Source organism: Bacteroides sp. AM32-11AC (genome assembly GCF_003603515.1).
Lineage (GTDB): Bacteria > Bacteroidota > Bacteroidia > Bacteroidales > Bacteroidaceae > Bacteroides > Bacteroides uniformis.
In genome coordinates, this window is record NZ_QTNH01000012.1 from 143,177 (window position 1) to 167,859 (window position 24,683).

Genomic DNA, 24,683 nt, shown 5'->3' on the forward strand with positions numbered 1-24,683 from the left:
ATAAAGATGAAACATATATTTTTGAAAACAGCCCTTGCCGCCCTTCTGATAGGTGGAGTGGCAACGTCGTGTATCAACGACTTGAATATTTCGTCCATCGACCCGCAATCCAGTTCGTCTTATGAAGATATGGAATTGCTGGCGAAAGTTTACAGTACGCTGGGCCTGACAGGGCAAAAAGGTCCTGCCGGTAGTGGCGATATCAGTAGTGATGAAGGTGAAAGTGGATTTTACCGTACTACATTCAATTTGCAGGAACTCTGTACTGATGAATGTCTTTGGGCTTGGCAGACTGACACCGATATTCCTCAAATCACCAATATCGACTGGACGGCTTCATCTCCTCGTGTGCAATGGACATTCCAACGTTTGGCATTTGATGTGACACTTTGCAACTTCTATCTTACTAACACTGAAGATAAGGCTGATGACCCCAATTACAAACTTTATCGTGCTGAGGTTCGTTTCCTGCGTGCTCTTCATCTGTGGTATTTCCTTGACCTTTGGGGCAAAGCTCCTTTCAAGACTACATACGACATTTACGAGTTGCCGGTAGAGAAGGCCGGTAAAGACCTTTACGACTGGATTGACCAGGAATTGACCGATATAGAACCGCAGCTTGCTGAAGTGGGTGAGTTCAATAATTCCGCCAATTTTGGCCGTGCCGACAAGGGAGCTGCTTATATGCTTCACGCCCGTTTGGCCTTGAACTCGGAGGTTTATACTAAAGGTGCCGTGAAAGATTACCAGAAGGCTATCGACTATTGTAACTTGCTTGATGGAAAATACGAGCTTTCTAAAGCAGAGAAGAATGGCTATACCGGCTACGAACAGGTATTTATGGCCGACAACGATCAGAACGTACAAGCCATGAAAGAAATCATTCTACCCATTCGCCAAGATGGTGCCAAGACAAAGTGTTATAGTGGTGCCAACTATTTGGTAAGTTCCACTCGTATCACCGGAATGCCCTATATAGGTACTTCCAACGGCTGGAGTTGTAACTTCTCTCGTGCTGCTTTGGTTAAGAAATTCTTCTCTACTATCGAGGATTGTCCGCTTGCTACTGAGGCTGCTCCCAAAGATGCTACCGAAGCTGATATTATTGCGCTTGATAAGGCGGCAGGTACTACAACCAAAGATGTGCAGGCGAAAGCGAATGATGACCGTGCATTGTTCTATTCCGGTTGCGGTGGCGGACTCCGCAAATTGCAGGCCGATCAGATTGCAGGCTTCAATTCCGGTCTTTCTATCGTGAAATGGAGCAATATCCGCACAGATGGTGCAGCCACCTCACACAATGAATTCCCTGATGTGGACATTCCTTTGATTCGTTATGCCGAAATGTATCTGACCCGTGCCGAGGCTAAGTTCCGTTTGAGCGGTGACCCACAGCAGGCTCGCGATGATATTAAAGTTTTGCGCGACCGTGCAGGCGCTTCTACTCCAGCCACCATCACCGAACAATATATCATTGACGAATGGTGCCGTGAGTTCTATATGGAAGGCCGTCGTCGCAGTGACTTGATTCGTTTTGGCCTTTTCACAGGTGATGGGTACCTCTGGGATTTCAAGGGTGGTGTAGCCGAAGGCAAGAGCGTGGAAGATTTCTTCAACGTGTATCCTATTCCGGCTGATGACATCAATGGTAATAAGAACTTGACTCAAAACCCGCGTTACTAATAGAATAATTGTCGAATTTATTAAAATCGAAACAATAATATGAAAAAAATATTGTTAAGAATGTTGCTTCCCGTCCTTGCATTGGTGTTGGTCACCTCTTGTGAGAAGGATATAGATAGCAATCCTACATTCCACGAAAATACTACAGGATTTGTATTGAATATGCCTGCCAACGCAGCCAATAATGTATTGGACTTGCTGACTGCCGATGAACTCACTTTTACTACCAGCCAGCCGGATTATGGTGGTATACCTTTGAGCGTTAACTATGATGTGGAGATTTCCTTTGACGATTTTAGCGCAGAAGAACCTGTGTATAAGGTAGTGACAAGTTCCACTTCTACTTCCATCAAAGTGTCGGGCAAGAGAATGAACGATGCTGTAGTTACTATGTTCCAGGATGCTAATGAAGGTGTGGAATATCCTTCTAACGAGGTGAAAGACCTTTATGTGCGTTTGCATGCTAACGTGAATAAGTTGGAGTTGGGCAGTTGCTACTCTAACGTAATCAAACTGCAAGTGAAGGCTACCTATCAGGCCCCGAGCATCACGTTGCCCGAAAAGTTGTTCATTGCAGGTTCTGACATTGGTGAAGCTTGGAAGACTTGGAAGCCGTTTGCCGGTGTGTTCGGTCTGGACGGTAATTATTTTACAGTGGTATATATTGCCGACGGAGGCGCTTTCAAATGGGGTACTTTCGCTGAACAATGGTTGGGCTATGCCGATGTGAAGACTTACGCTGACGAGGCCGGAGCCGGAATCTCGGATGATGGTGGTAACATCAAGTTTGCAAAAGGTGGCTGGTATACACTTTGCTTCAAGGCTAAGATTAACGGTGAAGCCATTGACTATACTCTGACCGTATATCCTGCGGCTCTTTATATCATTGGTAATGCTACCGGTGGATGGGATGAAGCAAGTCCTGCCTTGCAGTTGACGGCTCCTGCCGATGGTAGTGGCATTTGGGTGTCTCCGGCATTTGTAGGCGGAGGCGAAATGCGCGCTTACGTAAAAGCTGGTACGTTCGAGTGGTGGCGCACAGAGTTTACACTCTTCGAAGGTAATGTATTCTGGCGTAATCTCAACATTCCTGACAGCTGGGCCAACGACAAGGGCTCTGATTACAGTGTGGTTCCTGCTGCAGGCCAGAAGCTGTACGTCAAGTTCGGTACTCCGGGTGTAGATGCCAACGAAACGGGTGAGGTGAAATAACCTGAATGATAATCTATTTTAAAAGAAAAACATTATGAAGAAAAATCAAATACTCGCAGGTATGTTCCTTGCCGGAATTACCTTAGGTGCTTGTACGGATGATTATACGGATTGGGCTAACCCCCAATCCAATTCTCCGGAGGATGCTGCTGCCAAATATGAGATTAATTATGCGGCGGGTACTGACGCTGCCATTGTGATGGACGATGTATATGCCAAATACGCTGATGATGCAGAAGGTCTTAAAGTAGATTCGGTTGTGATTGCTTCATTGTCAAGCAGCAATGCGAATATAGCTTCCATTGCCTTCAAAAGCGTAAATGTGAATGGCGTCGCCATTGATGCAGCGTTTAAAGACGGGAAGGTTAAGGTAAACACGTTGGAACTTGACTTGGCTGTTCGAAAAGCTTTTAACAGCCGTGCCCACGTGGAGCGTACTCTGGATGTAAATGTGGATGCCGCAGCCAAATTGACTACCGGTGAGGCTGTATCTACATCGGGTACTGCACAGGTGAAGTTGACTCCGGTTACTACTCCCGCTATCAGTGAGAAGGGATATTGCATGATGGGTGATTTCCAGAAATGGAATGCAAATGAACCTATTGTGATGGAGAAGATTGGGGATGGTCTTTACAAGGCAGTTGTGACAACTACTGCCGAGAAGTCTTGGTTCAAGTTCTATCGTGCTTACGATACAACGAATCCTTCTTGGGACGACGACATCAATCCCGGTGTATTGGGAACTTTCGAAGATGGCGATGTGGCGACTGAAAACTTCCTGACGTGGGTTGGCGATCCTTCTTGCCCCAGCCCACAAGCACCTGCCATTAGCGGCATCAATGATTTTATAGTTACGCTGGATGTTGTCAACATGAGCTTTAAAGTTGCCATCAAGACAATCGACCTCTTTATGACCGGCAGCAACTATGGTTGGGGTGATACATGGAAACAGTTAACTCCGATTCATAGTGCCGAAGGCGAATTCTGGACTATTGTATATCTGGAAGCTGGCGAACAGATTAAGTTTGCTCCGCAAGCCGGTTGGGGAAATGACTTTGGTGGCGAGGCAACGATTAATGACGAAGCCGGTGCCGGCTTGACTGCTGATGGCACCAATCTGTTAGCTAAGAATGCCGGTTGGTACTTACTGCACGTAGTGAACACAACCGACCGCATAGTCAATGTGCTTGCTCCGAATATTTATCTGATTGGCGGTACTGCTGCTGATGGTAAATGGGAGGTTGCAGACGTTAACAAGTTCACCGTTCCTACGGGAAAAGACGGCGAATTCGTTTCTCCCGCCTTTGGCGCTGCCGATGAAGTGCGTATGTGTGTGAACTTTGGCGGTTACGACTGGTGGAAGACTGAATTCATCGTTCTCGATGGAAAGATTGTATATCGTGGTAGTGGTAATGATCAAGAACGAGTAAAGGTTGCTGCCGGTCAGAAAGCTTACTTGAACTTTACTGACGGCATAGGTTCTTTCAAATAATCTTTTTTTTAAATAAGAATAAAGCCCTTTTTCTCGCAATGGAAAATACGAGGAAGAGGGCTTTTATGTTTTCGTTAAACAATCATTTACAGATATTGATATGAAGACTTTTAGATTAATGTCCACTTTGTTTTTTCTGTTTGTATTGTGCTTGGGAATTCATGCACAGCAGCGTCTTCTTGGTGGGGACATCTCTTTGTTGCCAAGTTACGAAGAAGCAGGAACCGTATATCGTGACGAAGCAGGAAAAGCTGTCGCTCCCCTCGAATATTTCAAGGAAGAAGGTTGGAATGCCATTCGTGTACGTTTGTTTGTGGAACCGGACAGGGCTTCGGCAGAGCATAAGGGAGAAGGCGTGTGTCAAGATTTGGATTATGTGATGAAACTGGGGCAAAGAATAAAAAAAGCCGGGTATCAGTTTATGCTTGACTTCCACTATTCTGATACGTGGGCCGACCCTGGCAAGCAGTTCATGCCGTATCGTTGGAAAAATAGCGGTGTAGCATCGCTTCCCGACAGTGTCTATCAATATACCAGAAAAAGCCTTGAAGTGATGGTGAAAGCCGGTGCATGCCCCGACTTGATACAAGTGGGGAATGAGATAACCAACGGGATGATGTGGCCTGCGGCGAAGGTGGAGCCGCTTGGAAAGGATAACTGGGACATACTTGTAAAACTATTGGAGAGTGGTGCCAAGGCCTGCCGTGAAGTATGTCCACGGGCAAAGATTATTATTCATACAGAGAAGGCGGGCGAATGGGACAAGACGAAATCTTATTATAACCATTTGCGACAGCTCGATTATGATGTTATCGGACTTAGTTATTATCCTATGTGGCACAAAGCGGTGGGAGTTCTTGGTGCTACGCTCGATTCTCTCGCTGTAAATTTTCCCGATAAGGAAGTCATGATTGTGGAAACTGCCGCCTATTATTCGCATGAGAAAGACCAATGGGCAAAGAGTGCGGACCAGTATTCTGAGTTTTATCCCATCAGCACTGAAGGGCAACGTATCTTTACTCACGAACTGGTAGCCGAATTGCGCCGTCATGCCAACGTGACCGGCCTATTCTGGTGGTTTCCCGAAGAAAATGCCTGCGGAAATACGGTGACGGAAGGTTGGCTGAATCGGGGGCTTTTTGATAATCGCACTGGTAAATCGCTTCCGGCGATGAAGGAATTCAGTGGGTTTATCCGTTAACTTCATCCAAAGTCGTCAATGGATTGAATTGTATTCTAATTATAATGAACGCGCAAATCTAAAATAGATATGAAAACCAGATATTTTATTGCATTATTCGCTTTATGCTTGTGCCAATGGAGCGCTGCATGGCAAGGTTTATCTTCTGCTGATTTGGTGGAAGTAAAATCCACATCTTCAATAAAAGTAGAACCGGCCTTTTGGTGGTGCGGTATGAAAAATCCCCAACTGCAATTGATGGTTTATGGTGATGATATAGGCGCTTACAAACCTGTCATTAATTATCCGGGAGTTGTGCTGAAAAGTGTGCATCCAATGGAAAGCCCCAACTATCTGGTATTATACTTAGATGTGGAAGAGGCAATGCCGGGGAAGTTCGATATTGAGTTTGTGAAAGGAAAGAAGAAACTGAACTGCTCTTATGAATTGAAACAACGTCAAGGAAATGGTGATGAAAAGGTTGGATTTAATTCTTCTGATGTTGTTTATCTATTGATGCCGGATCGCTTTGCTAATGGCGATGAAAGCAATGACCAAATAAAAATGAATTATCCCTATGCTGTAAATCGTAAAGATGTCAATGCCCGGCATGGCGGTGATTTGGCGGGTATTATGCAACATCTTGATTATTTGGATAGTTTGGGAGTTACTGCCATCTGGACAACACCCGTGTTGGAAAATGATATGGGAGAAGGTTCTTATCACGGTTATGCCGCAACTGATTATTATAAAATAGACCCTCGGTTGGGGACAAATGAAGATTATGTCCGGTTGGCAGAGTGCCTGCATCGGCGTGGAATGAAATTGATAATGGACATGGTCTTCAATCATTGTGGAAGCAAGCATCCTTGGTTGCTTGACCCGCCAATGCATAATTGGTTTAATAATTGGGATAAGGACAAATATGTTGAGACCAATCATGATAAAACCGTCTTTTTTGATCCTTACGCCTCGGATATAGATAAGGAGGAGATGACAGATGGCTGGTTCGTTCCCACAATGCCCGACTTGAATCAGAGGAATCATTTTGTGGCTGATTATTTAATTCAGAATTCAATATGGTGGATTGAATATGCCAATTTGGATGGTGTACGTCAAGATACATATGTATATCCCGATCCGGACATGATGGTACGTTGGTGTCGAGAAGTGTTTGAGGAGTATCCCAATTTCAATATTGTGGGCGAAGTGATGATTCCTAATAATACGGTTGGTGCTGCATATTGGCAACAAGGCAGTTTGGTTAATGAGAAGGCCGATACGGGACTAAAGTCTGTGATGGATTTCCGTTTAAGGGAAGTGGCAAGTAAGGCTTTTCATGAAGAAACCTCCTGGAATACCGGTCTGCAACTCGTTTTTGAACATTTGGCTTATGACTTTTGCTATTCTGATATTAATAATGTGATGCGTTTGCTTGAGAACCATGATTCTGATCGTTTCTTATTGGAAACTCCGAGTTCTTTGGATGCCTATAAGCAGGCAGTTGTCTTGTTATTGACAATTCCTGGCATTCCGCAATTGTATTATGGGCAGGAACTGTTGATGACTGGTACTACAAAAATTGATTTTGGATATATACGTCCGGATATGTCGGGAGGATGGAAAGAAGATGCACTCAGTGTTTTCGAAGAGAGTGGGAGAACGGCTATACAGCAAGAAGCTTTCGGTTTTATGAAAAAGTTACTGCATTGGCGTAAGGGGAATGATGTTATTTCCAAAGGCAAGATGAAGCACTTTATGCCTCGCAACAATATATATGTATATGAACGTTCGTACAATGGGAAAAGTATATTGGTCGTGATGAATGGGGTAAATAAAGAGGTCGATTGGGATTTGGCTCATTATAAGGAGGTAATAGGAAATAAAACCGATGCAAGGAATGTGCTGACAGATACTGATGTGAAGTTAGGAGCAATTATCCGACTACAACCGAAAGAAGTGCTTATGCTTGAATTATGATTGCGTTGCGGATCAAATACTTTGTTTGTCTTGCTTCAGAAGACATTTTCAGGGCCAGCTAAGAGTTGAATGCAGTTTTACCCTCATGCTCTCATAATGTACTGCATCCCTTTATTCATCGGGCATATAGCTATGAGAGTAACCATGAGGGCAAGGCGTTACTATGCTTGATTACAGATGTTTGTTGTATTAAAACACCTTGTATGTCAACAGTTCACTATAGTGAGCGTTATTGTTCACGTAAATGAATAGTTCGGCTTACTGCCGAAAATGTGTGTTTTTGCACAAAACTCATATCAGAAATGTGAGAAAGTTCACGTTTCTGATATCAAAAACGTGAAATGCTATGTTTGGAAGAGAAGTATTTAAGCATCTGTCAGCATGGAAAGCAGACTTTGTGACATCTTTAGAACGACGAAAGATTCCTAACGAATTATCCGGCAATTATCTTTTTTGCATGGAAAAAGAATCAATTCACAGACAACGAATCTGCTGAATATTCCGTTATTCTTGGCAGACAAAACGAAAGAACTGCTTGCCATGCAAATTTTCCGTAACCTTACTGCTGTTTTCCATCTTGTTTATAGCCCTATGTAATCCTTGAGCAGGGCAATGACTCGAAAATCTGATGGCATGAAGAAGATAAAGTTTATTTCTTTTGTTATCTTTGTGTCGTTAACGGCAGAAAAGGACGGATTAAATAGAAAAAATAGCAGGAGGACAGCAGATGGACCCATTGAAATACATAGTACCCGGCAGAAAGAGACTTCCCTACGGCATGATGAACTTCGCGGATATCCGCCAAGACAATTATTATTATGTGGACAAGACCCGCTTCATCCCCATGATAGAGGAGGCGGACCGCTTCTTCTTCTTCATCCGTCCGCGCCGCTTCGGCAAGAGCCTCACGCTGAATATGCTGCAACACTACTACGACGTGCGCACCCGCGACAAGTTCGAAGCCCTTTTCGGTGACCTGTACATCGGGCAACACCCCACGCCGAGCCGCAATAGCTATCTGGTGCTCTATCTCAACTTCTCGGGCATCAGCGGCGAGCTGAACGACTACCGCAAGGGGCTGGACGCGCATTGCGGCATTACTTTCGAGAACTTCTGCAAGATATACGCCGACCTCCTTCCGCAAGATACTCTGGAAGGACTGCGTGCGGTGAGCGGAGCCGTGGAGCAGTTGGATTACCTCTATCAGGCTTGCGCACGTGCCGGACAGGATATGTATCTCTTCATCGACGAGTACGACCACTTCACCAACGCCATCCTTTCCAGTCCCGAAAGCCTGCACCGCTATACGGATGAGACGCATGGCGAAGGCTATCTGCGCTCTTTTTTCAACAAGGTGAAAGCAGGAACTTATTCCAGCATCAAGCGTTGCTTCATTACCGGCGTAAGCCCCGTGACGATGGACGACCTGACCAGCGGTTTCAACATCGGCACCAACTACTCCCTCGCGCCGAAGTTCAACCAGATGATGGGATTCACCGAGGAGGAGGTGCGCGGAATGTTGGCCTATTATTCAGCAAACAGCCCCTTCCACCACAGCGTGGACGAGTTGATAGAGATGATGAAACCGTGGTACGACAACTACTGCTTCGCGCAGGAATGCTACGGTGAAACCACGATGTACAACTCCAATATGGTGCTTTACTTCGTCAAGAACTACATTGATGATGGCAAAGCACCACGCAACATGATAGAGAGCAACATCCGCATTGACTACGAGAAACTGCGTATGCTCATCCGCAAGGACAAGGAGTTTGCCCACGATGCTTCCGTCATACAGACTCTCGTGAGTCAAGGCTTCATCACCGGTGAACTGAAAGACAGCTTCCCTGCCGTCAGCATCACCAATCCCGACAACTTCATCAGTCTGCTCTACTACTTCGGAATGCTCACCATCAGCGGCACGTATAAGGGAAAGGCAAGGCTCACCATCCCCAACATGGTGGTGCAGGAACAGCTCTATACCTATCTGCTGAATACTTACGACGATGCCGACCTGAGTTTCAGCAGTTACGAAAAGAGCGAACTTTCCTCGGCTCTGGCTTACGACGGCGACTGGCAATCCTACTTCGGCTACATTGCCGACTGCCTGCACCGCTATGCCTCGCAGCGCGACAAGCAGAAAGGCGAGTCCTTCGTCCACGGCTTCACCCTTGCCATGACTGCGCAGAACCGTTTCTACCGTCCCGTCTCCGAGCAGGACACGCAGGAAGGTTATGTAGATATTTTCCTCTGCCCGATGCTGGAAATCTACTCCGACATGAAGCACAGCTACATCGTAGAACTGAAATATGCCAAGTATAAGGATTCCGAAACCCGTGTGGAGGAACTTCGCCGGGAAGCCATCGCCCAGGCCGACCGCTATGCCGATACGGAAACGGTGAAGCGTGGCATCGGCGCCACCCGGTTGCATAAGATTGTGGTGGTGTATAAAGGTATGGAAATGCGTATCTGCGAGGAAGTAGGTTGATTGGCTACAAAAGTTTGTCATTCAGCTTTCATAAAACATGGTGGTACGGGAACATTTGCTTGCCATGCAAACGTTTCCGTAAGCTTGCTGCTACTTTTCTCTTGCGTTAATCGGTTTGCCCTTTCTTTTCCGGCTATATTTGTGAAGTGATAACTTTGAATACTTCATATTATGAAAATTATCAATCAACGTAAGATTTCTGTTTTATGGCATTTAATATGCTTCAGTTTAGTGCTGGCATTCACGGCATGTAGTGACGATAAAGAGGAGTTACAGGAGTATTTGACCCCTGCTTCTGGTAGTGAATCAATCTTTGAGCAAGGTTTTAGCTTTGGTGAAGCTGCTTCTTCGCAAAGCGTCAGTTTTGAGGCCGGGCAGCAGTGGACAGCCGAGCTGAGTGGTGAAGATACCGGTTGGTGCAACATCAGTCCGGCAAAAGGTACGTCCGGGAAAGCTACGATTATGGTTTCTGTCGGCAAGAATGAGACAGGGAAAGCGCGGACGGCACAATTGAATATTGTATCCGGTTCGAAGAAGAAAGAAATATCTGTCACTCAGGCTGCCAATGCGATTGTAGCTCCGGATGGTTTGAGTTTTACACCGGCAGCACCGGATGCCGACCAGTCCCTTGTAATTACTTTTAAAGCGGATGCAAAGTCTGCTCTCTATGGGCATAAAGGAGATGTGTATGTGCATATTGGTGTGGTCAGTGAAGGAACTTGGCTGTTCGTTCCGGCAGAGTGGACGGAAAACAAGGATAAATGTAAGATGACTTCAACCGAAGCCAACGTATGGAGCATTACGCTGAGCCCGAATATCCGGGAATGGTTTGGAAGCGGGAAGACACCGGTGAACCGGCTCGGAATAGTGATTCGCAGTGCAGACGGCAATAAGAAAGGGATAGAATCGGATTCCTTTGTTGAGGTGACCGACACAAAATATGAAGGTTTTGTTCCTGGTGAAATTAAAACTGCAGCAGTGCCGGCCGGTATGGTCGAGGGTATCAATGTAGTGGATAATTCTACGGTGACACTGGTACTTTATGACAAAGATGCGAATGGGAATCATAAGGACTTTGCCCATGTAGTGGGCGACTTCAATAACTGGACATTGGGCAATGACGAAAAATCGCAGATGTATCGTGATGATGCTTCCGGATGTTGGTGGATTACGTTGGCGGGGCTGGATGCTGGCAAAGAGTATGCTTTCCAATATTATGTAGGTACGAAGGCGGGTGAAGTGGTTCGCCTGGCTGATGCCTATACGGAAAAGATTCTTGATCCTGATAATGATAAATATATTCCGGCTTCTACCTATAACGAAAGTATGGCTTATCCTGAGGGAGGAGTAGGAATCGTTTCGACCTTCAAGATACAGAAAGACAGTTATAACTGGAAGGTCAATGACTTTAAAATAGCAAATCCTGAGCAATTGGTGATATACGAATTGCATCTACGTGACTTTACCGCCTCCAGCGACATCAATGGTGCAATGGGCAAGCTTTCTTATCTGAAGGCTATGGGAGTCAATGCCATCGAACTGATGCCGGTGCAGGAGTTTGACGGAAACGACAGTTGGGGGTATAATCCTTGCTTCTTTTTTGCGATGGATAAGGCTTATGGCACAAAGGCCATGTATAAGCAGTTTATTGACGCTTGCCATGAGGCGGGTATGGCAGTTATTCTGGATGTGGTCTATAATCACGCTACAGGAAACAATCCGCTGGCTAAACTTTATTGGGATGGTGATAAGACTGCAAAGAATAATCCATATTTCAATGTGGAAGCACCTCATCCTTATAGTGTGTTCCATGACTTCAATCATGAAAGCCCGTTAGTGCGTAAGTTTGTGAAGCGCAATCTGCAATTCTTGTTGAAGGAATATAAGGTGGATGGGTTCCGCTTTGACCTGACGAAAGGATTCACACAGACTTCTTGTACTGAAAGCACGGCATCCAATTACGATGCAAGTCGCATTGCCATCCTAAAGGATTATAATGCTGCCATCAAGGAAGTGAAAGAGGGCTCTTATGTTATCCTGGAGCATTTCTGTGATTCAAAGGAAGAAAATGAACTGGCTGCAGATGGCATGCACTTATGGCGCAACCTGAATAATGCCTATTGTCAGTCGGCTATGGGATATGCTGAAAATAGTTCTTTTAGCAGCCTTTATGAGAAAACACCTGCATGGGTAGGTTTTATGGAAAGTCATGATGAAGAACGCGCAGCTTACAAACAGTCGCAATGGGGTGAAGGTATACTGAAAACCGACCTTGATGCTCGCATGAATCAGTTGGCGCTGAACACTACATTCTTCCTTACTGTTCCAGGTCCTAAGATGGTTTGGCAATTTGGAGAGATGGGATATGACATTTCCATTGGGGAGAATGGACGTACGGGCAGGAAACCGTTGCATTGGGAGTATCTGGAGAATACTGACCGCAAGGAGCTGCACGATGTTTATGCGGATTTAATGAAATTGCGTAACGCCCATCCGGAATTGTTCGATTCAAGTGCCATCTTGACATGGAAGGTCGGAGTTTCTGATTGGGACAACGGTCGTTCATTGTTGGTCGAAAGTGTAACGGGCAAGCAGCTGGTTGTTATGGGCAACTTTACGCATAATGCGGTTGATGTAGCTTTCCCGGCAACAGCTGGTAACTGGACCAATTATTTTACCGGAAAGAGTGAAACAATAAATACACAGGTCAATGTACCGGCTCATGGATATGTAGTCTACACTAATTTCTAATTTCGGTAAAAATCATTCATACATCTTTATCAGCACCCGATTCAGCCAGTTCCAACGGAAACGGAACCAGCGTCGGGTGCTGCTTTGTTTTCCCCCGAAGCGGAGAACGAACTCACGGTAGCCATGCCTGCGGAAGGGAAGTCCCACGTCCATGAACTCTAAGTGGCGGTATCCGCGTTGTTTGGCATCATCCAGTGCTTTCCATACGGCAAGAATCCCCGGATATTGCAGGGCATAAGTCTTGCGCATGCCACCAGAGAACCATAGATAGGCGCTGTCATCTGAATAAATGCATGCGCTGCCACCGATAATCTTCTCCTTATAAATGACGATGAAGATTTTGCTTTGCTGCCCTTTTGTCAACTGGTTTTCGAGATGCTGAAAGAACTTGATGCTGGGGAAGTGGCGCCGTATCTTGGAAGAATATACGTGGCGCAACATCTGGGCAAAACAGAGAATCTCCTCTTTGGTACGTGCTTCCCGTACTTGGGCGCCGTTTTTGAGCCCTTTCTTTATTTGCCGGATACGTGACGGGCTGAAACGCTCTTCCACCTTTTCGACGCTGTGCAGCGAGTTGCGTACCCGCAGCCAATTGATGGCGATGTATTGGTTGTCTCGGAAAGATTTGTATCCGAACATGGCATTTTCCAGGTTGCGGAACTCGATGAGAAAAGAATCGCGCAATGCTTCATTGGTAAGCCTTTGCAGCATGTCACTGAAGATAATCTCTTTGTCTGCCTCGTTATTGAAATATTCTCCCGTACCGTACACCTCACATCTTTTGATGATGCCGGGTGGAAACATGCGGACACTTTTACGTATGGCGGCAAGCAGTTTCGCAACGGGCTTGTCATCTTCGGATGCCACAATGAGTATGGGGGTATACCCCGGAGTTGCCTCGTAGATTCGGAACAACTCTGTGGAATGGAAGGTGTTGGTGCCTGGCAGGTCAGGAACCTTGCTCCCACGGTAATATGTAGTGAGTTTCAAAGGCATGGTCTGCAAATTTAAAAAATAATCTCGTATCTTTGCAAAAATTATTGTTAATGTGTCGATGTGCACATTAGCATATTAGCACATAAAATCATTATGGAAAGTTTCAGTGAATTGATAAAAGCACGCCGCAGCATGCGGAAGTTTACAGAAGAAGAATTGACACAAGAACAAGTCGTTACTTTGATGAAAGCAGCCCTGATGGCACCCACGTCGAAACGCAGCAATGCATGGCAGTTCATAGTGGTGGACGAGAAGGATAAATTGAAGGAATTGTCCTATTGCAAGGAGCAGGCATCGCAGTTTATTGCCGATGCGGCACTGGCAGTAGTGGTTGTTGCCGACCCGCTGGCAAGCGACGTGTGGATAGAAGATGCCTCCATTGCTTCCATCTACCTGCAACTTCAGGCCGAAGATATGGGGCTGGGAAGCTGCTGGGTGCAGGTGCGCGAACGTTTTACGGCTTCCGGTATGCCTTCCGGCGAGTATGTGCACGAGGTGTTGGATATTCCTTTACAGCTGCAGGTGCTTAGTGTTATTGCTATCGGCCATAAGGGGATGGAGCGCAAGCCTTTCAACGAAGACAATCTGCAGTGGGAAAAGATACATATCAATAAGTACGGAGGAAAGTAACAGTGAGTGCAGCAAAAGCAAACAATAACCGTGATACATATAAGGCCACTGCCATCACACTGATTGTATTCGGCATTCTTTACTTGGTGGACAAATTGGTGCATTTTTCTGCAATCGGCTTGCCGTGGGTGATGAATAAGGATAATTTTCTATTGTATACCGCAGTGATTTTTCTGCTGTTCAAGCATGACAAGTCAGTGGGATTGGTATTGATAGGTTTGTGGCTGATATTGAACTTCGGGTTGATAACTGCCTTACTCGGTACGATGTCCGCTTATCTGCTGCCGTTGGCGTTGCTGGTATTAGGGACTATTCTGTATTGGTTGGCAACAAGATAAGCGTATGGCAGGAAGAAGTATAGAAGATACGTCCATTGCCTTTATCGGTGCCGGAAATCTGGCTACTAATCTGGCAAAGGCTCTTTATCGGAAAGGGTTTCGTATTGTGCAGGTCTACAGCCGTACAAAAGAATCGGCGCAGGAATTGGCACAGACGGTGGAAGCTGCATATACCACGGAGCTGCAGGCGGTTACGAAGGAGGCACAGCTTTATATCGTTTCGCTGAAGGACGCGGCTTTTGTAGAATTATTACCCCAGATTGTTTCTGGAAAGGAGAATGCTTTATGGGTGCATACAGCCGGCAGTATTCCTATGAATATTTGGCAGGGGCATGTAGTGCGTTATGGAGTGCTTTATCCGATGCAGACTTTCAGTAAGCAGCGTGAAGTGGATTTTGGACAGATACCGTGTTTTGTGGAAAGCAACTCGGAAGAGGATGTGCAGCTTCTGAAGGACATTGCTTCTGCCCTATCGGAAAAAGTGTATGAAGCAAGTTCTGAGCAGCGCAAAAGTTTGCATCTGGCGGCTGTGTTTACGTGCAATTTTACCAATCACATGTATGTGTTGGCTGCTGAACTGCTGAAAAAGTACGGGTTGCCGTTCGAGGCAATGCTCCCCTTGATAGACGAGACGGCCCGCAAGGTGCATGAGCTGGAACCGCTTGCCGCACAGACAGGACCGGCTGTGCGCTATGATGAGAATGTCATTGACGAGCATCTGCGGATGCTTGCCGATGAGCCGCAAATGCTGGAACTATATCGGGAGATTAGCGAGAATATACATCGGTTGGCAATAAGATAACCGGATGCCGATGCTTGCCTCTTTTGAACTAATGTTTTGCTGCATATAGGTATATTATAATGAACAAGAAAAAAGTGCAATGAGTACCATAAACTATGATTTGAAAAAGATAAAAGCCCTTGTTTTTGATGTGGACGGTGTGCTGAGTGCCAATGTTATCCCTATGAGTTCGGAGGGTGAACCTCTGCGTACGGTCAACATAAAGGATGGTTATTCCCTGCATCTGGCCGCTAAGCAAGGTGTGTTGCTGGGTATAATTACGGGTGGACGTACAGAAGCAGTCCGCAAGCGTTTTACTTCTTTAGGTTTTGAGGATGGAAATATCTATATGGGTTCTTCTGTTAAAATCCATGATTACCATGACTTCCGTGACCGTCATGGCTTGAAGGACGAGGAAATATTGTATGTAGGTGATGATATTCCCGACTTGGAGGTGATGCGTGAGTGTGGTTTGCCGTGTTGTCCTAAGGATGCTGTGCCTGAGGTAAAGGCTGTGGCTCGCTATATTTCGTATGCAGAAGGCGGTTATGGCTGTGGTCGCGACATTGTGGAACAGGTATTGAAAGTGCAAGGGCTTTGGATGGCAGATGAAAAAGCTTTTGGTTGGTAGGATGGCAGGCAAATTAATAATTAAAAATTAATAATTAAAGTGAGGCGGCTCGCTTTTGTAATATAGTAGGCTGATGTTGGATAATCTGAAGAAATATAAGGTGATTCTTGCCTCTAACTCTCCGCGAAGGAAAGAATTGCTGGCTGGTTTGGGAGTGGAATATGAAGTAAGAACTTTGCCCGATGTGGACGAGTCTTATCCCGAAACGTTGCGGGGAGCGGATATTCCTCTCTACATATCCAGGGAAAAGGCAGATGCCTACCGTGATATGATGCATCCGGACGAATTGATGATTACAGCAGATACCATTGTCTGGCTGGATGGACAAGTTCTCGGAAAACCCAAGAATAGGGAAGAAGCTATGCAGATGTTGCGCGACATGTCCGGACGTACCCATGAAGTGTTTACCGGTGTATGCATCACTACCACTGAGTGGCAACGCAGTTTTGCGGCGGCAACAGAAGTGCGTTTTGCCAAACTGAACGAAGAGGAAATTGCCTATTATGTGGACAAATACCACCCCATGGATAAAGCCGGAGCTTATGGTGTACAAGAGTGGATTGGATTCATCGGGGTGGAAAACATATCCGGGAGTTACTATAATATAATGGGGCTCCCCGTACAGAGGCTGTACAGGGAGTTGTTGGAGGTCTAAACCAGATCCATCATTAGAGGGATATCTTTTTCACTGATTCCTTGTCTGACAAGTGTTTCTTTGTCTTTACCGAACATTTCTCTAAAAATCTCCTGCCCGCCATATTCCAAAGCTGCTTTACTGTAAAGTTCTGCAGCTTTTTCTATTTTGCCCGTTCTCCAAGCAACATGTCCGGCATTGAGATAGTCTGCTGCGAGTGGTTTGGAGGCGAGTATCTTTTCGTAATACTTCATTGCTTGCTCATACTTGCCGTTGACAAACGAACACCAGCCTATAGCACGCCATGCTTTGATACAATTGCTTTCGATGAAATCAAGCTTGAAGAAATATTGCAGAGCCTCTTCATATCTTTCCAGTTCGGCAAGGCAGCTTCCGGCGTAGAAAAGGATATTATGGTTTTCCGGCTGGATTGCCTCCACTTTCTTGTAGTATTCCAGTGCAGAGGCAAAGTCCCTTATCTGCCTGTAGCACGTAGCGAGATGGCGGATTGTCCAGACATGGTCGGGCTTTAGTACATCGGCTTTCAGGTAGGCGTCTATCGCTTCCTTATACCTCTTTTCCTTTTGCAGGCAATAGCCAGCCTTTTGGAAAATGTCTGCATTTGCATGGTTCAAGGCTATCAATTCCTTATAAAGCTCCAATGCTTCTGCCGGGTGTTCTTTGCGGAAGTGGAAATCGGCGATGGTAATCAGCAGCTCGGGTTTGCACAGAATCTCTTTGAGTGCCGGGATACGGTGCAGGGCAATCTCTTCCTTGAAGATGTCACGGAACTCGTGTCTGCGCTGGCTTAACTTGAAGAAACGGTATAAGTCGTGGACATACTGGTTGCTGATGACATCCGGTCGTTCGGCATACTGCCGTAAAGCGGAAGATTTGCTTTCGTCCATGAGTGCATCCAAATCCTGGGAAGTCATCTGGCTGAGCATCATCGTACGCTGTGACTGTGGTATATGTGCCATTGTAAAGCAAAGGGAATACTTGTCACTATTGCAGAAGAAACCGGATTGGAGGATAAGGGAGAGGATGGCATTGTCTCCGGTAGGCTTGAATCCGAATTCCTTGATGATGCTGGAGTGATGCATGTCGAACGGATAGAACCAGTTGTACGGTTCCTTAAAGAACGGATAAGTCTTGAGTTGTGCAAACGTACTCATATAGACGTCAGCGCCTTCCAGCTGTAATTCGTTCATCTCCCGTATCTTGTCTCCCAGTCCGGAACTTTCAAAAGCTTTCTCCCAATCCGGATTAAGATCGTTTTCCTCAGGGTTCTCTTCAAAACCGAACTTCATGTTACGCATGATGTTCACATTCCTCATCATCTCCGGAATGATTTCTTCACGCATCTTTTTGTCTATTTTTTCCGTTTCCTGGCTACGGAGTAGCTCGATGTAAATACGGTTCAGTTGCTTGCCGAAACTGCTGTCTTCGTTGAGCAGGGAAAGGCGGGCTGTCAATTCGGGATAAAGCGACAGACGGGTGGGATGAAAAAGAAGTGCGAAAGCGATACCTACCAACGCCCGTTGGTTTACTTGCGTATTTGCATGCGTTACGGCGTCCAGCAACCATGAGAATTTGCGGGTATCGAAGCATTCCATCAGACTGAGCATGACGGCACTGGTGAACAGGCACAAATCATTGACGGGAAGCATTTCTGATTCCAGTAATCCTTTGGCTTGCTGTTCGTCTTCTGCAGACCAGTCACTGTTACTCCATGTGGAAAGGAAAAGAACCTGGGCGGTTTGTTCGTGCCGTTGCAGTACGGCGTCCATGCCTTGGTTATCCGGCATCAGCTGACAAACGGCCAGGTCATCAGGGAAAGATTCCAATACCTTCTGCAGTGCGGCAATATTGTATTCTTTGGGGAGGCGTTCCCGGTTATTGCGCAGGGAATGGTAATAGTGCGTGGAAACTCCGTCAAGGAGAGACAGACGTGCCTGGTCAGCGACTTCCCAAGTTTCGGTCAGAATCTGGCGATATAGTTTCTGTCGTTCAGGATCGTCGATTCCCTGGCGCATGTATTGCAGCATGTACTGATAGGATGTCTGAGCTTGTTCCAAGCGGTTGCGGAGTGTCCAGTCACCGCTGTTCCAAAGAAAGGCTTCCAGTTGGGATTGTGCTTCCTTCAGCCGTTGCTGCTTGAGTAGAGTAACGATATGCTGATATTGTTCTTGTATGGCTTGTTCGTTCATAAATCAGTCTCTTTTTGGGTATGTATCTTATAAAACTACAAAAAGGATGCCAAAAAGTTCATAAATTTCCATTTCCCCAGCTCAGAAACGAACTTGCAACTGTGCTTGAAGCAGGTTTGAGTTTTCTCCTTTATGGCGGTTACAGTATGTATACTGGGCTTGCAGACGGCATTTGGGATAGAACCAATACTGTACACCTGCTACATAATTGGTCTGTTTATCGGAAATAGTTTTATTTTTGTTGAAATAGTCATAAGAGGCTATTACGTCAAATTTGGGAAGCACATGGGCAGATACGGTTGCATAGTAACCGTCACTTTTAACGTGTCCGTCTTTTCCGGCCAAGTATTCTGTACGTACATCTACGGATTTTGTTTTGATGGTGGCACCTGCCGACCAGCGGTTTCGGGTGTAATTCTCTCCTATGGCTATGTCTGGATTAATGGAAGAAACGGCTACGGCGCATCCTTTCCCTTTAACAAAGGAACCGCCGACGGACAACCATTTCAATGGATGTACCATAAGGCTGCCTACAATATCTTTCTGATTGTTTTTATCTTTTAGGTTGATGCCTTGTCCGTTCATGATGGCAAGGTTATAAGTCATCAAAGAGTCGAACAAGTCTCCATAAATTAACAATCCCATATCACGACCGCTTGCAGAGCCATACAACGGATCACTGCCATTGATACCGGCCAGGTAATTGACGGCTTGAGAATAACAGTTTATTAATTCGACAAAGCAGGGAGACATCGGGTTCTCAATGGTATACATGGTTTTGAACTGTCCGATACGTGCTGTGAGTTGAGGGAGAAAGCGGTATTCCGTGTAGGCTTCCAGAATTTTTCCGGTATTGGCAAAGCTGTACATGAAGTAAGCCGACCATTTATCGGTGATTTTACCGCGCGCCATAAAGATAACTCTCTTTATATCGAAAGTATTGCTGGTACCTTCGCCCGCATCATCGTATGTATATCCCACTTGGGCATAGCCGGAGAGTGAAATGCGGTCTTTTAAAGTGTTGACTACATCATTCAGACAAGCATCTTGTGCTTTCAGGATGCATGTGGCTGATAAAAGGATGCAGGATAGTAGAATTCGTCTCATTATAGGGATGGATAGTAGTAAAAAAGGCAACCCTTTTTTCAAAGAGCTGCCTTTGGGTGTTATTTTGCTTGTTTTTATTCGTTGATAGCAGCGATACCCGGAAGGATTTTTCCTTCGATTGCTTCAAGCAATGCACCGCCACCGGTAGATACGTAAGACACGCCGCTTGCCAAGCCGAACTTGTTGACACAAGCTACAGAGTCACCGCCACCTACGAGTGAGAAAGCACCGTTCTTGGTAGCTTCTACGATAGCTTCGCCTACAGCGCGTGAACCGTGAGTGAAGTTCTCGAATTCGAATACACCCGTCGGACCGTTCCAAAGGATAGTCTTGGAGTTCTTGATGACATCTGCAAAGATCTTTTCAGTCTCAGGACCGATATCAAGACCTTCCCAGCCATCAGGAATTTCGTCAACCGGGCAGAACTTGGTGTTGGCATCGTTGGAGAAAGAATCGGCAATCTTGGCATCAACAGCCAAAACAAGGTTTACGCCTTTTTCTTTTGCTTTCTTCACCAGGTCAAGAGCCAAATCCAGTTTGTCATCTTCGCAGATAGAAATACCGATTTTGCCGCCCATGGCTTTGGTGAAAGTATAAGTCATACCGCCGGCAATAATCAGGTTGTCTACCTTGTTCAGCAGGTTTTCAATGATTTCAATCTTGGAAGAAACTTTGGAACCACCCATGATGGCAGTAAACGGACGTTGGATATCGTTCAAAACTTTATCAACAGCCTTTACTTCTTTTTCCATCAGGTAACCGAACATTTTGTTGTCCTTGTCGAAATATTTAGCGATCAATGCAGTAGAAGCGTGTGCACGGTGAGCGGTACCGAAAGCGTCGTTTACATAGCAATCTGCATAAGAAGCCAATTTCTTGGTGAATTCTTTCTGGCTTTCCTTAACAGCAGCTTTGGCAGCCTTCTTTTCTTCGTCTGTAGCATCTTCAGCCAAACCGCGGGGTTTGCCTTCCTCTTCAGCGTAGAAACGGAGGTTCTCGAGCAACAACACTTCACCCGGTTGCAGAGCAGCAGCCTTTACGGCAGCTTCTTCGCCCATACAGTCGTTAGCAAATTGCACCTCAACACCCAACAACTCTTCGAGATGCTTCAGAATGTGCTTCAAGGAGAACTTGTCAGCCGGGCCTTTCGGACGACCGAGGTGAGAACCGATAATTACACTACCGCCATCGGCCAAAATCTTCTTCAATGTAGGAAGAGCGGCACGCATACGGGTATCATCTGTAATGTTGAAGTTTTCGTCCAAGGGTACGTTGAAGTCCACACGAACGAATGCCTTTTTTCCGGCAAAGTTAAATTGATCAATTGTCATAATACTCTATTTTATTTAAAAGTGTTACTAATTTCTTTTTAGTGAGCGCAAAGTTAGCATTTATTTCTTTTTTTTGCTATGAAACCGTTGTTTATTCTTTGTCTTTGCCGCTCTCTTTGCTAACTTTATATTTCTGGCAGTAATATTTGCACATTAATTGCAAACCGCAGGTATCACATTGTGGAGTACGTGCCTGGCATACATAGCGACCGTGCAGGATAAGCCAGTGGTGAGCTATGGGGATGTCTGTTTCCGGTATATGTTTTACCAATTCTTTTTCGACACTGAACGGAGTTGTACATTTATCTGATACGAGACCCAGGCGATGGCTGACGCGGAACACGTGTGTGTCTACTGCCATAGCCGCTTTATTGAAAACAACGGATTGGATGACATTGGCTGTTTTGCGGCCTATGCCGGGCAGTTTTACCAGTTCTTCAAGGGTATCGGGTACCTCACTGTTGAATTCTTTCACCAACATCTGTGCCATGCCTACAAGATGTTTAGCTTTGTTGTTGGGATAGGAGACGCTGCGGATATACTCGTATACCACGTCGGGAGTAGTAGCGGCGAGTGCTTCGGGAGTAGGGAAGTCCCGGTAAAGGGCGGGGGTAATCATATTGACGCGTTTGTCCGTACATTGTGCAGAGAGAATAACTGCTATCAACAGCTCGAACGGATTGTCATAATGCAACTCTGTTTCGGCTACGGGAACGTTCTCCCTAAACCAAGCAAGGATTTTTTCATAACGCTCTTTCTTTCTCATCTTAATTTGTTTTTATGATAGTGAGGAGATACTTTCAGATTGAAATAGAAGATGGAGATAACCGTGAGGCAGGCTCCGAAAAAATATGCCATATCGAATGAGGTAATCTGTGCGATATAACCTCCTGCTGTCAGACCTATACCAATGCCTACATCCCATGAAGTCAGGTAGGTAGAGGTGGCTGTTCCGCGCTGGTTGTTGGGGGCCAGGTTTACGAACAGCGTATTGAAGGCGGGGAACATCGTCCCGAAGCCTACTCCCAATAGGAGGGCAACCATAAAAAACAATATGTTTGTCAGTTCCGGGACGGTCTTCATCAGTAGTCCGCAAGCGGACAATATGAAGAAACAGCTACATACCAGATATAGTCCTAAAGTTATGACTTGGGTGATACGTCCTTTATCCACTTGTTTGCCGGAGAACATACGGGACACTGCCATGCCGACGGCCATAAAAGTAAAAAACAATCCGGAATTCAAGGTAATTCCTATTTCTTTGGCATACATGGCTACATAAGTGCTTGTCATGCCATATGGTATGGAGAGCAATAGCAGTGCGATTCCTGCCGGGATACCTTTCAGCAGCACAAAGCGGTCCAATGAGATAGGTTCTCGTTTGACTGGTTGTTTGGGTGGGGTCTTGACGAGGCATGCGGCAACAAAACCGATAGTTCCTGATATGAGCGAGCAGGCAAAAATCGTTTCAAAGGAATATATGTCATGCATGAAAAGACCAATCATCGGGCCGAAGCTCATGGCTGTATTGTTCATCAGTCCATAATATCCTACGGCTTCACCGCGACGGGACGAAGGGGTAATGTCAATCACAATTGTATTTCCCGCTACGGTCACCATTCCAAATGCAAGGCCGTGGACAACCCGCAACATGATGAATAAAGATAGGACTCCCGCTAACATGTAACCTGCGAAAATGGTGATAAAGATGAAATATGCCACCAGATAAAGAGGCTTGCGGGCCAGTGTGTCGAGCAGGTATCCCGAAAATGGGCGTATGCAGAGCGAGGCAATGGTGTAGCATGACAAGATGACACCTACTGCTGCATTTCCGGTATGGAATACCTCAGTTAGGTAGAATGGAAGAACCGGTAGTATCAGATAAAAGGCAAAATACAAAAGGAAATTGGCAGCCAGGATAAGGCAATAGCCGGAGGTTACAAGTTTGTCTTTTGCCATAGCGAAAAATAGTGGTTAGCGATGAGTGGTTAGTGATGGGTGATTAATGATATGCTGAAAATGCGCAACTTATTAATCACTAATCACTAACCGTTATTCACTATATTTAGTAAGCGCTCTCGAATTCTTTCAAGAAGCGTGTGTCATTTTCAGAGAACATACGAAGGTCTTTCACTTGGTATTTTAAGTTGGTGATGCGTTCGATACCCATACCCAGGGCATATCCGCTATACACTTTGCTGTCTATTCCGTTCAGCTCCAATACATTCGGATCTACCATACCGCATCCCAAAATTTCTACCCAACCCGTGTGCTTGCAGAAGGGGCAGCCCTTGCCGCCGCAGATGTTGCAGCTGATGTCCATTTCGGCACTTGGCTCGGTGAAGGGGAAGTAGGAAGGACGCAGACGAATCTTGGTGTCACTGCCGAACATCTCTTGCGCAAAGAGCAATAAAGCCTGCTTCAGGTCGGTGAAAGATACATTGCGGTCTACGTACAAGGCTTCTACCTGATGGAAGAATGCGTGTGCGCGGTAGCTGATGGCCTCATTACGGTATACACGTCCCGGACAAAGTACGCGGATAGGAGGCTGCGTGGTCTCCATAACACGGCTTTGCACGCTGGATGTGTGTGTGCGAAGAATGATGCTGTGCGATACGTTTTCTGTATCATTTTCGATGAAGAATGTATCCTGCATGTCGCGTGCCGGATGGTCTTCGGCAAAATTCATGGAGGAGAATACGTGCCAGTCGTCTTCCATTTCCGGTCCGTCGGCGATGTTGAATCCCATACGGGCAAATATATCGATGATTTCGTTTCTCACGATGGAAAGCGGATGGCGGGTTCCTAATTCTACCGGGTAGGCTGAACGGGTCAAGTCAATATCGTCACAGTCGGTATCCTGGCTTTCGAATTGTTCCTTCAAGGCGGCAATCTTTTCTTGTGCTTTGTTTTTCAGTTCGTTCAAGCGCATTCCCACCTCTTTTTTCTGTTCGGCGGCTACATTGCGGAAATCTGCCATTAAGTCATTGATGGCTCCTTTTTTACTGAGGTATTTGATGCGGAGTGCCTCTAATTCCTCGGCGTTAGCGGCTTTCAGCGCCTCTACTTCCTGCAGAAGCTGATTGATTTTAGCTATCATATCGTTGTTATCTTATTTATTTTCTAAGTTAAAAACGGTGCAAAGATACAATATTATCATTGTTTTGCCGCCAATTGGGGAAGATTATTTGGTGTCAGTGGTACAAAATTTCATGTGAAGAAGAAATGATAGAGGATGG

Annotated in this window: 19 protein-coding genes; 12 read left to right on the forward strand and 7 right to left on the reverse strand. The window is 45.8% G+C overall.

Annotated elements, in window-relative coordinates:
* Positions 1-6 precede the first annotated feature (6 nt).
* From susD to DW800_RS14285, 7 genes are all read left to right on the forward strand, one after another.
* On the forward strand, positions 7-1,683 hold the full coding sequence (susD, locus tag DW800_RS14250) for a starch-binding outer membrane lipoprotein SusD (RefSeq protein WP_009036582.1): 1,677 nt from the start codon (positions 7-9) through the stop codon (positions 1,681-1,683).
* Positions 1,684-1,722: 39 nt separating this feature from the next.
* The gene (locus DW800_RS14255; protein WP_009036583.1) at positions 1,723-2,895 is read left to right on the forward strand and encodes a SusF/SusE family outer membrane protein; all 1,173 of its coding nucleotides are present in this window, start codon (positions 1,723-1,725) and stop codon (positions 2,893-2,895) included.
* Between the two features lie 34 nt (positions 2,896-2,929).
* The gene (locus tag DW800_RS14260; protein WP_009036584.1) at positions 2,930-4,387 is read left to right on the forward strand and encodes a DUF5115 domain-containing protein; all 1,458 of its coding nucleotides are present in this window, start codon (positions 2,930-2,932) and stop codon (positions 4,385-4,387) included.
* 100 nt (positions 4,388-4,487) lie between these two features.
* Positions 4,488-5,588, forward strand: coding sequence for a glycosyl hydrolase 53 family protein (locus tag DW800_RS14265; RefSeq protein WP_016273191.1), 1,101 nt, complete (start codon positions 4,488-4,490; stop codon positions 5,586-5,588).
* A 69-nt stretch (positions 5,589-5,657) separates the two neighbouring features.
* Positions 5,658-7,547, forward strand: coding sequence for a glycoside hydrolase family 13 protein (locus tag DW800_RS14270; RefSeq protein WP_009036586.1), 1,890 nt, complete (start codon positions 5,658-5,660; stop codon positions 7,545-7,547).
* A 727-nt stretch (positions 7,548-8,274) separates the two neighbouring features.
* Positions 8,275-10,035 carry an AAA family ATPase gene (locus DW800_RS14280; protein WP_009036587.1) on the forward strand — a complete coding sequence of 587 codons (1,761 nt, stop codon included), beginning with the start codon at positions 8,275-8,277 and terminating at the stop codon, positions 10,033-10,035.
* A gap of 171 nt (positions 10,036-10,206) precedes the next feature.
* Complete coding sequence (locus DW800_RS14285) at positions 10,207-12,786, forward strand: alpha-amylase family glycosyl hydrolase (protein ID WP_117703700.1); 2,580 nt, start codon at positions 10,207-10,209, stop codon at positions 12,784-12,786.
* A 12-nt stretch (positions 12,787-12,798) separates the two neighbouring features.
* Here the strand turns inward: DW800_RS14285 and DW800_RS14290 are convergent, their stop codons facing one another.
* Complete coding sequence (locus tag DW800_RS14290) at positions 12,799-13,782, reverse strand: GNAT family N-acetyltransferase (protein WP_087332737.1); 984 nt, start codon at positions 13,780-13,782, stop codon at positions 12,799-12,801.
* Between the two features lie 93 nt (positions 13,783-13,875).
* Here DW800_RS14290 and DW800_RS14295 point away from each other — a divergent pair, with 93 nt between their 5' ends.
* The 5 genes from DW800_RS14295 to DW800_RS14315 all read left to right on the forward strand — a co-directional run bounded on the left by DW800_RS14295 (position 13,876) and on the right by DW800_RS14315 (position 16,817).
* Positions 13,876-14,412: a nitroreductase family protein gene (locus DW800_RS14295; protein WP_005826354.1), complete on the forward strand. Its 537-nt coding sequence runs from the start codon at positions 13,876-13,878 to the stop codon at positions 14,410-14,412.
* A 2-nt stretch (positions 14,413-14,414) separates the two neighbouring features.
* On the forward strand, positions 14,415-14,750 hold the full coding sequence (locus DW800_RS14300; protein WP_087332736.1) for a hypothetical protein: 336 nt from the start codon (positions 14,415-14,417) through the stop codon (positions 14,748-14,750).
* 4 nt (positions 14,751-14,754) lie between these two features.
* Positions 14,755-15,552 carry a Rossmann-like and DUF2520 domain-containing protein gene (locus tag DW800_RS14305; protein ID WP_087332735.1) on the forward strand — a complete coding sequence of 266 codons (798 nt, stop codon included), beginning with the start codon at positions 14,755-14,757 and terminating at the stop codon, positions 15,550-15,552.
* A 79-nt stretch (positions 15,553-15,631) separates the two neighbouring features.
* On the forward strand, positions 15,632-16,162 hold the full coding sequence (locus DW800_RS14310; RefSeq protein ID WP_005826358.1) for a KdsC family phosphatase: 531 nt from the start codon (positions 15,632-15,634) through the stop codon (positions 16,160-16,162).
* Positions 16,163-16,235: 73 nt separating this feature from the next.
* Positions 16,236-16,817 (forward strand): Maf-like protein, encoded by a 582-nt coding sequence (locus DW800_RS14315; protein WP_008663872.1) that lies wholly within the window; start codon positions 16,236-16,238, stop codon positions 16,815-16,817.
* Here the strand turns inward: DW800_RS14315 and DW800_RS14320 are convergent.
* The 6 genes from DW800_RS14320 to pheS form a co-directional block, all read right to left on the reverse strand.
* Positions 16,814-19,006 carry a tetratricopeptide repeat protein gene (locus DW800_RS14320; protein WP_117703701.1) on the reverse strand — a complete coding sequence of 731 codons (2,193 nt, stop codon included), beginning with the start codon at positions 19,004-19,006 and terminating at the stop codon, positions 16,814-16,816. The two genes, DW800_RS14315 and DW800_RS14320, sit on opposite strands and share 4 nt — an antisense overlap.
* A gap of 81 nt (positions 19,007-19,087) precedes the next feature.
* On the reverse strand, positions 19,088-20,113 hold the full coding sequence (locus DW800_RS14325) for a porin (RefSeq protein WP_005826362.1): 1,026 nt from the start codon (positions 20,111-20,113) through the stop codon (positions 19,088-19,090).
* A 74-nt stretch (positions 20,114-20,187) separates the two neighbouring features.
* Positions 20,188-21,447, reverse strand: coding sequence for a phosphoglycerate kinase (locus tag DW800_RS14330; RefSeq protein WP_085929901.1), 1,260 nt, complete (start codon positions 21,445-21,447; stop codon positions 20,188-20,190).
* 88 nt (positions 21,448-21,535) lie between these two features.
* On the reverse strand, positions 21,536-22,210 hold the full coding sequence (gene nth / locus DW800_RS14335) for an endonuclease III (protein WP_119958156.1): 675 nt from the start codon (positions 22,208-22,210) through the stop codon (positions 21,536-21,538).
* Positions 22,207-23,403: an MFS transporter gene (locus DW800_RS14340; protein WP_005826370.1), complete on the reverse strand. Its 1,197-nt coding sequence runs from the start codon at positions 23,401-23,403 to the stop codon at positions 22,207-22,209. The genes nth and DW800_RS14340 overlap by 4 nt, the downstream gene beginning before the upstream one ends.
* Before the next feature lie 106 nt (positions 23,404-23,509).
* The gene (pheS, locus tag DW800_RS14345) at positions 23,510-24,544 is read right to left on the reverse strand and encodes a phenylalanine--tRNA ligase subunit alpha (RefSeq protein ID WP_117703702.1); all 1,035 of its coding nucleotides are present in this window, start codon (positions 24,542-24,544) and stop codon (positions 23,510-23,512) included.
* Positions 24,545-24,683: the final 139 nt, after the last annotated feature.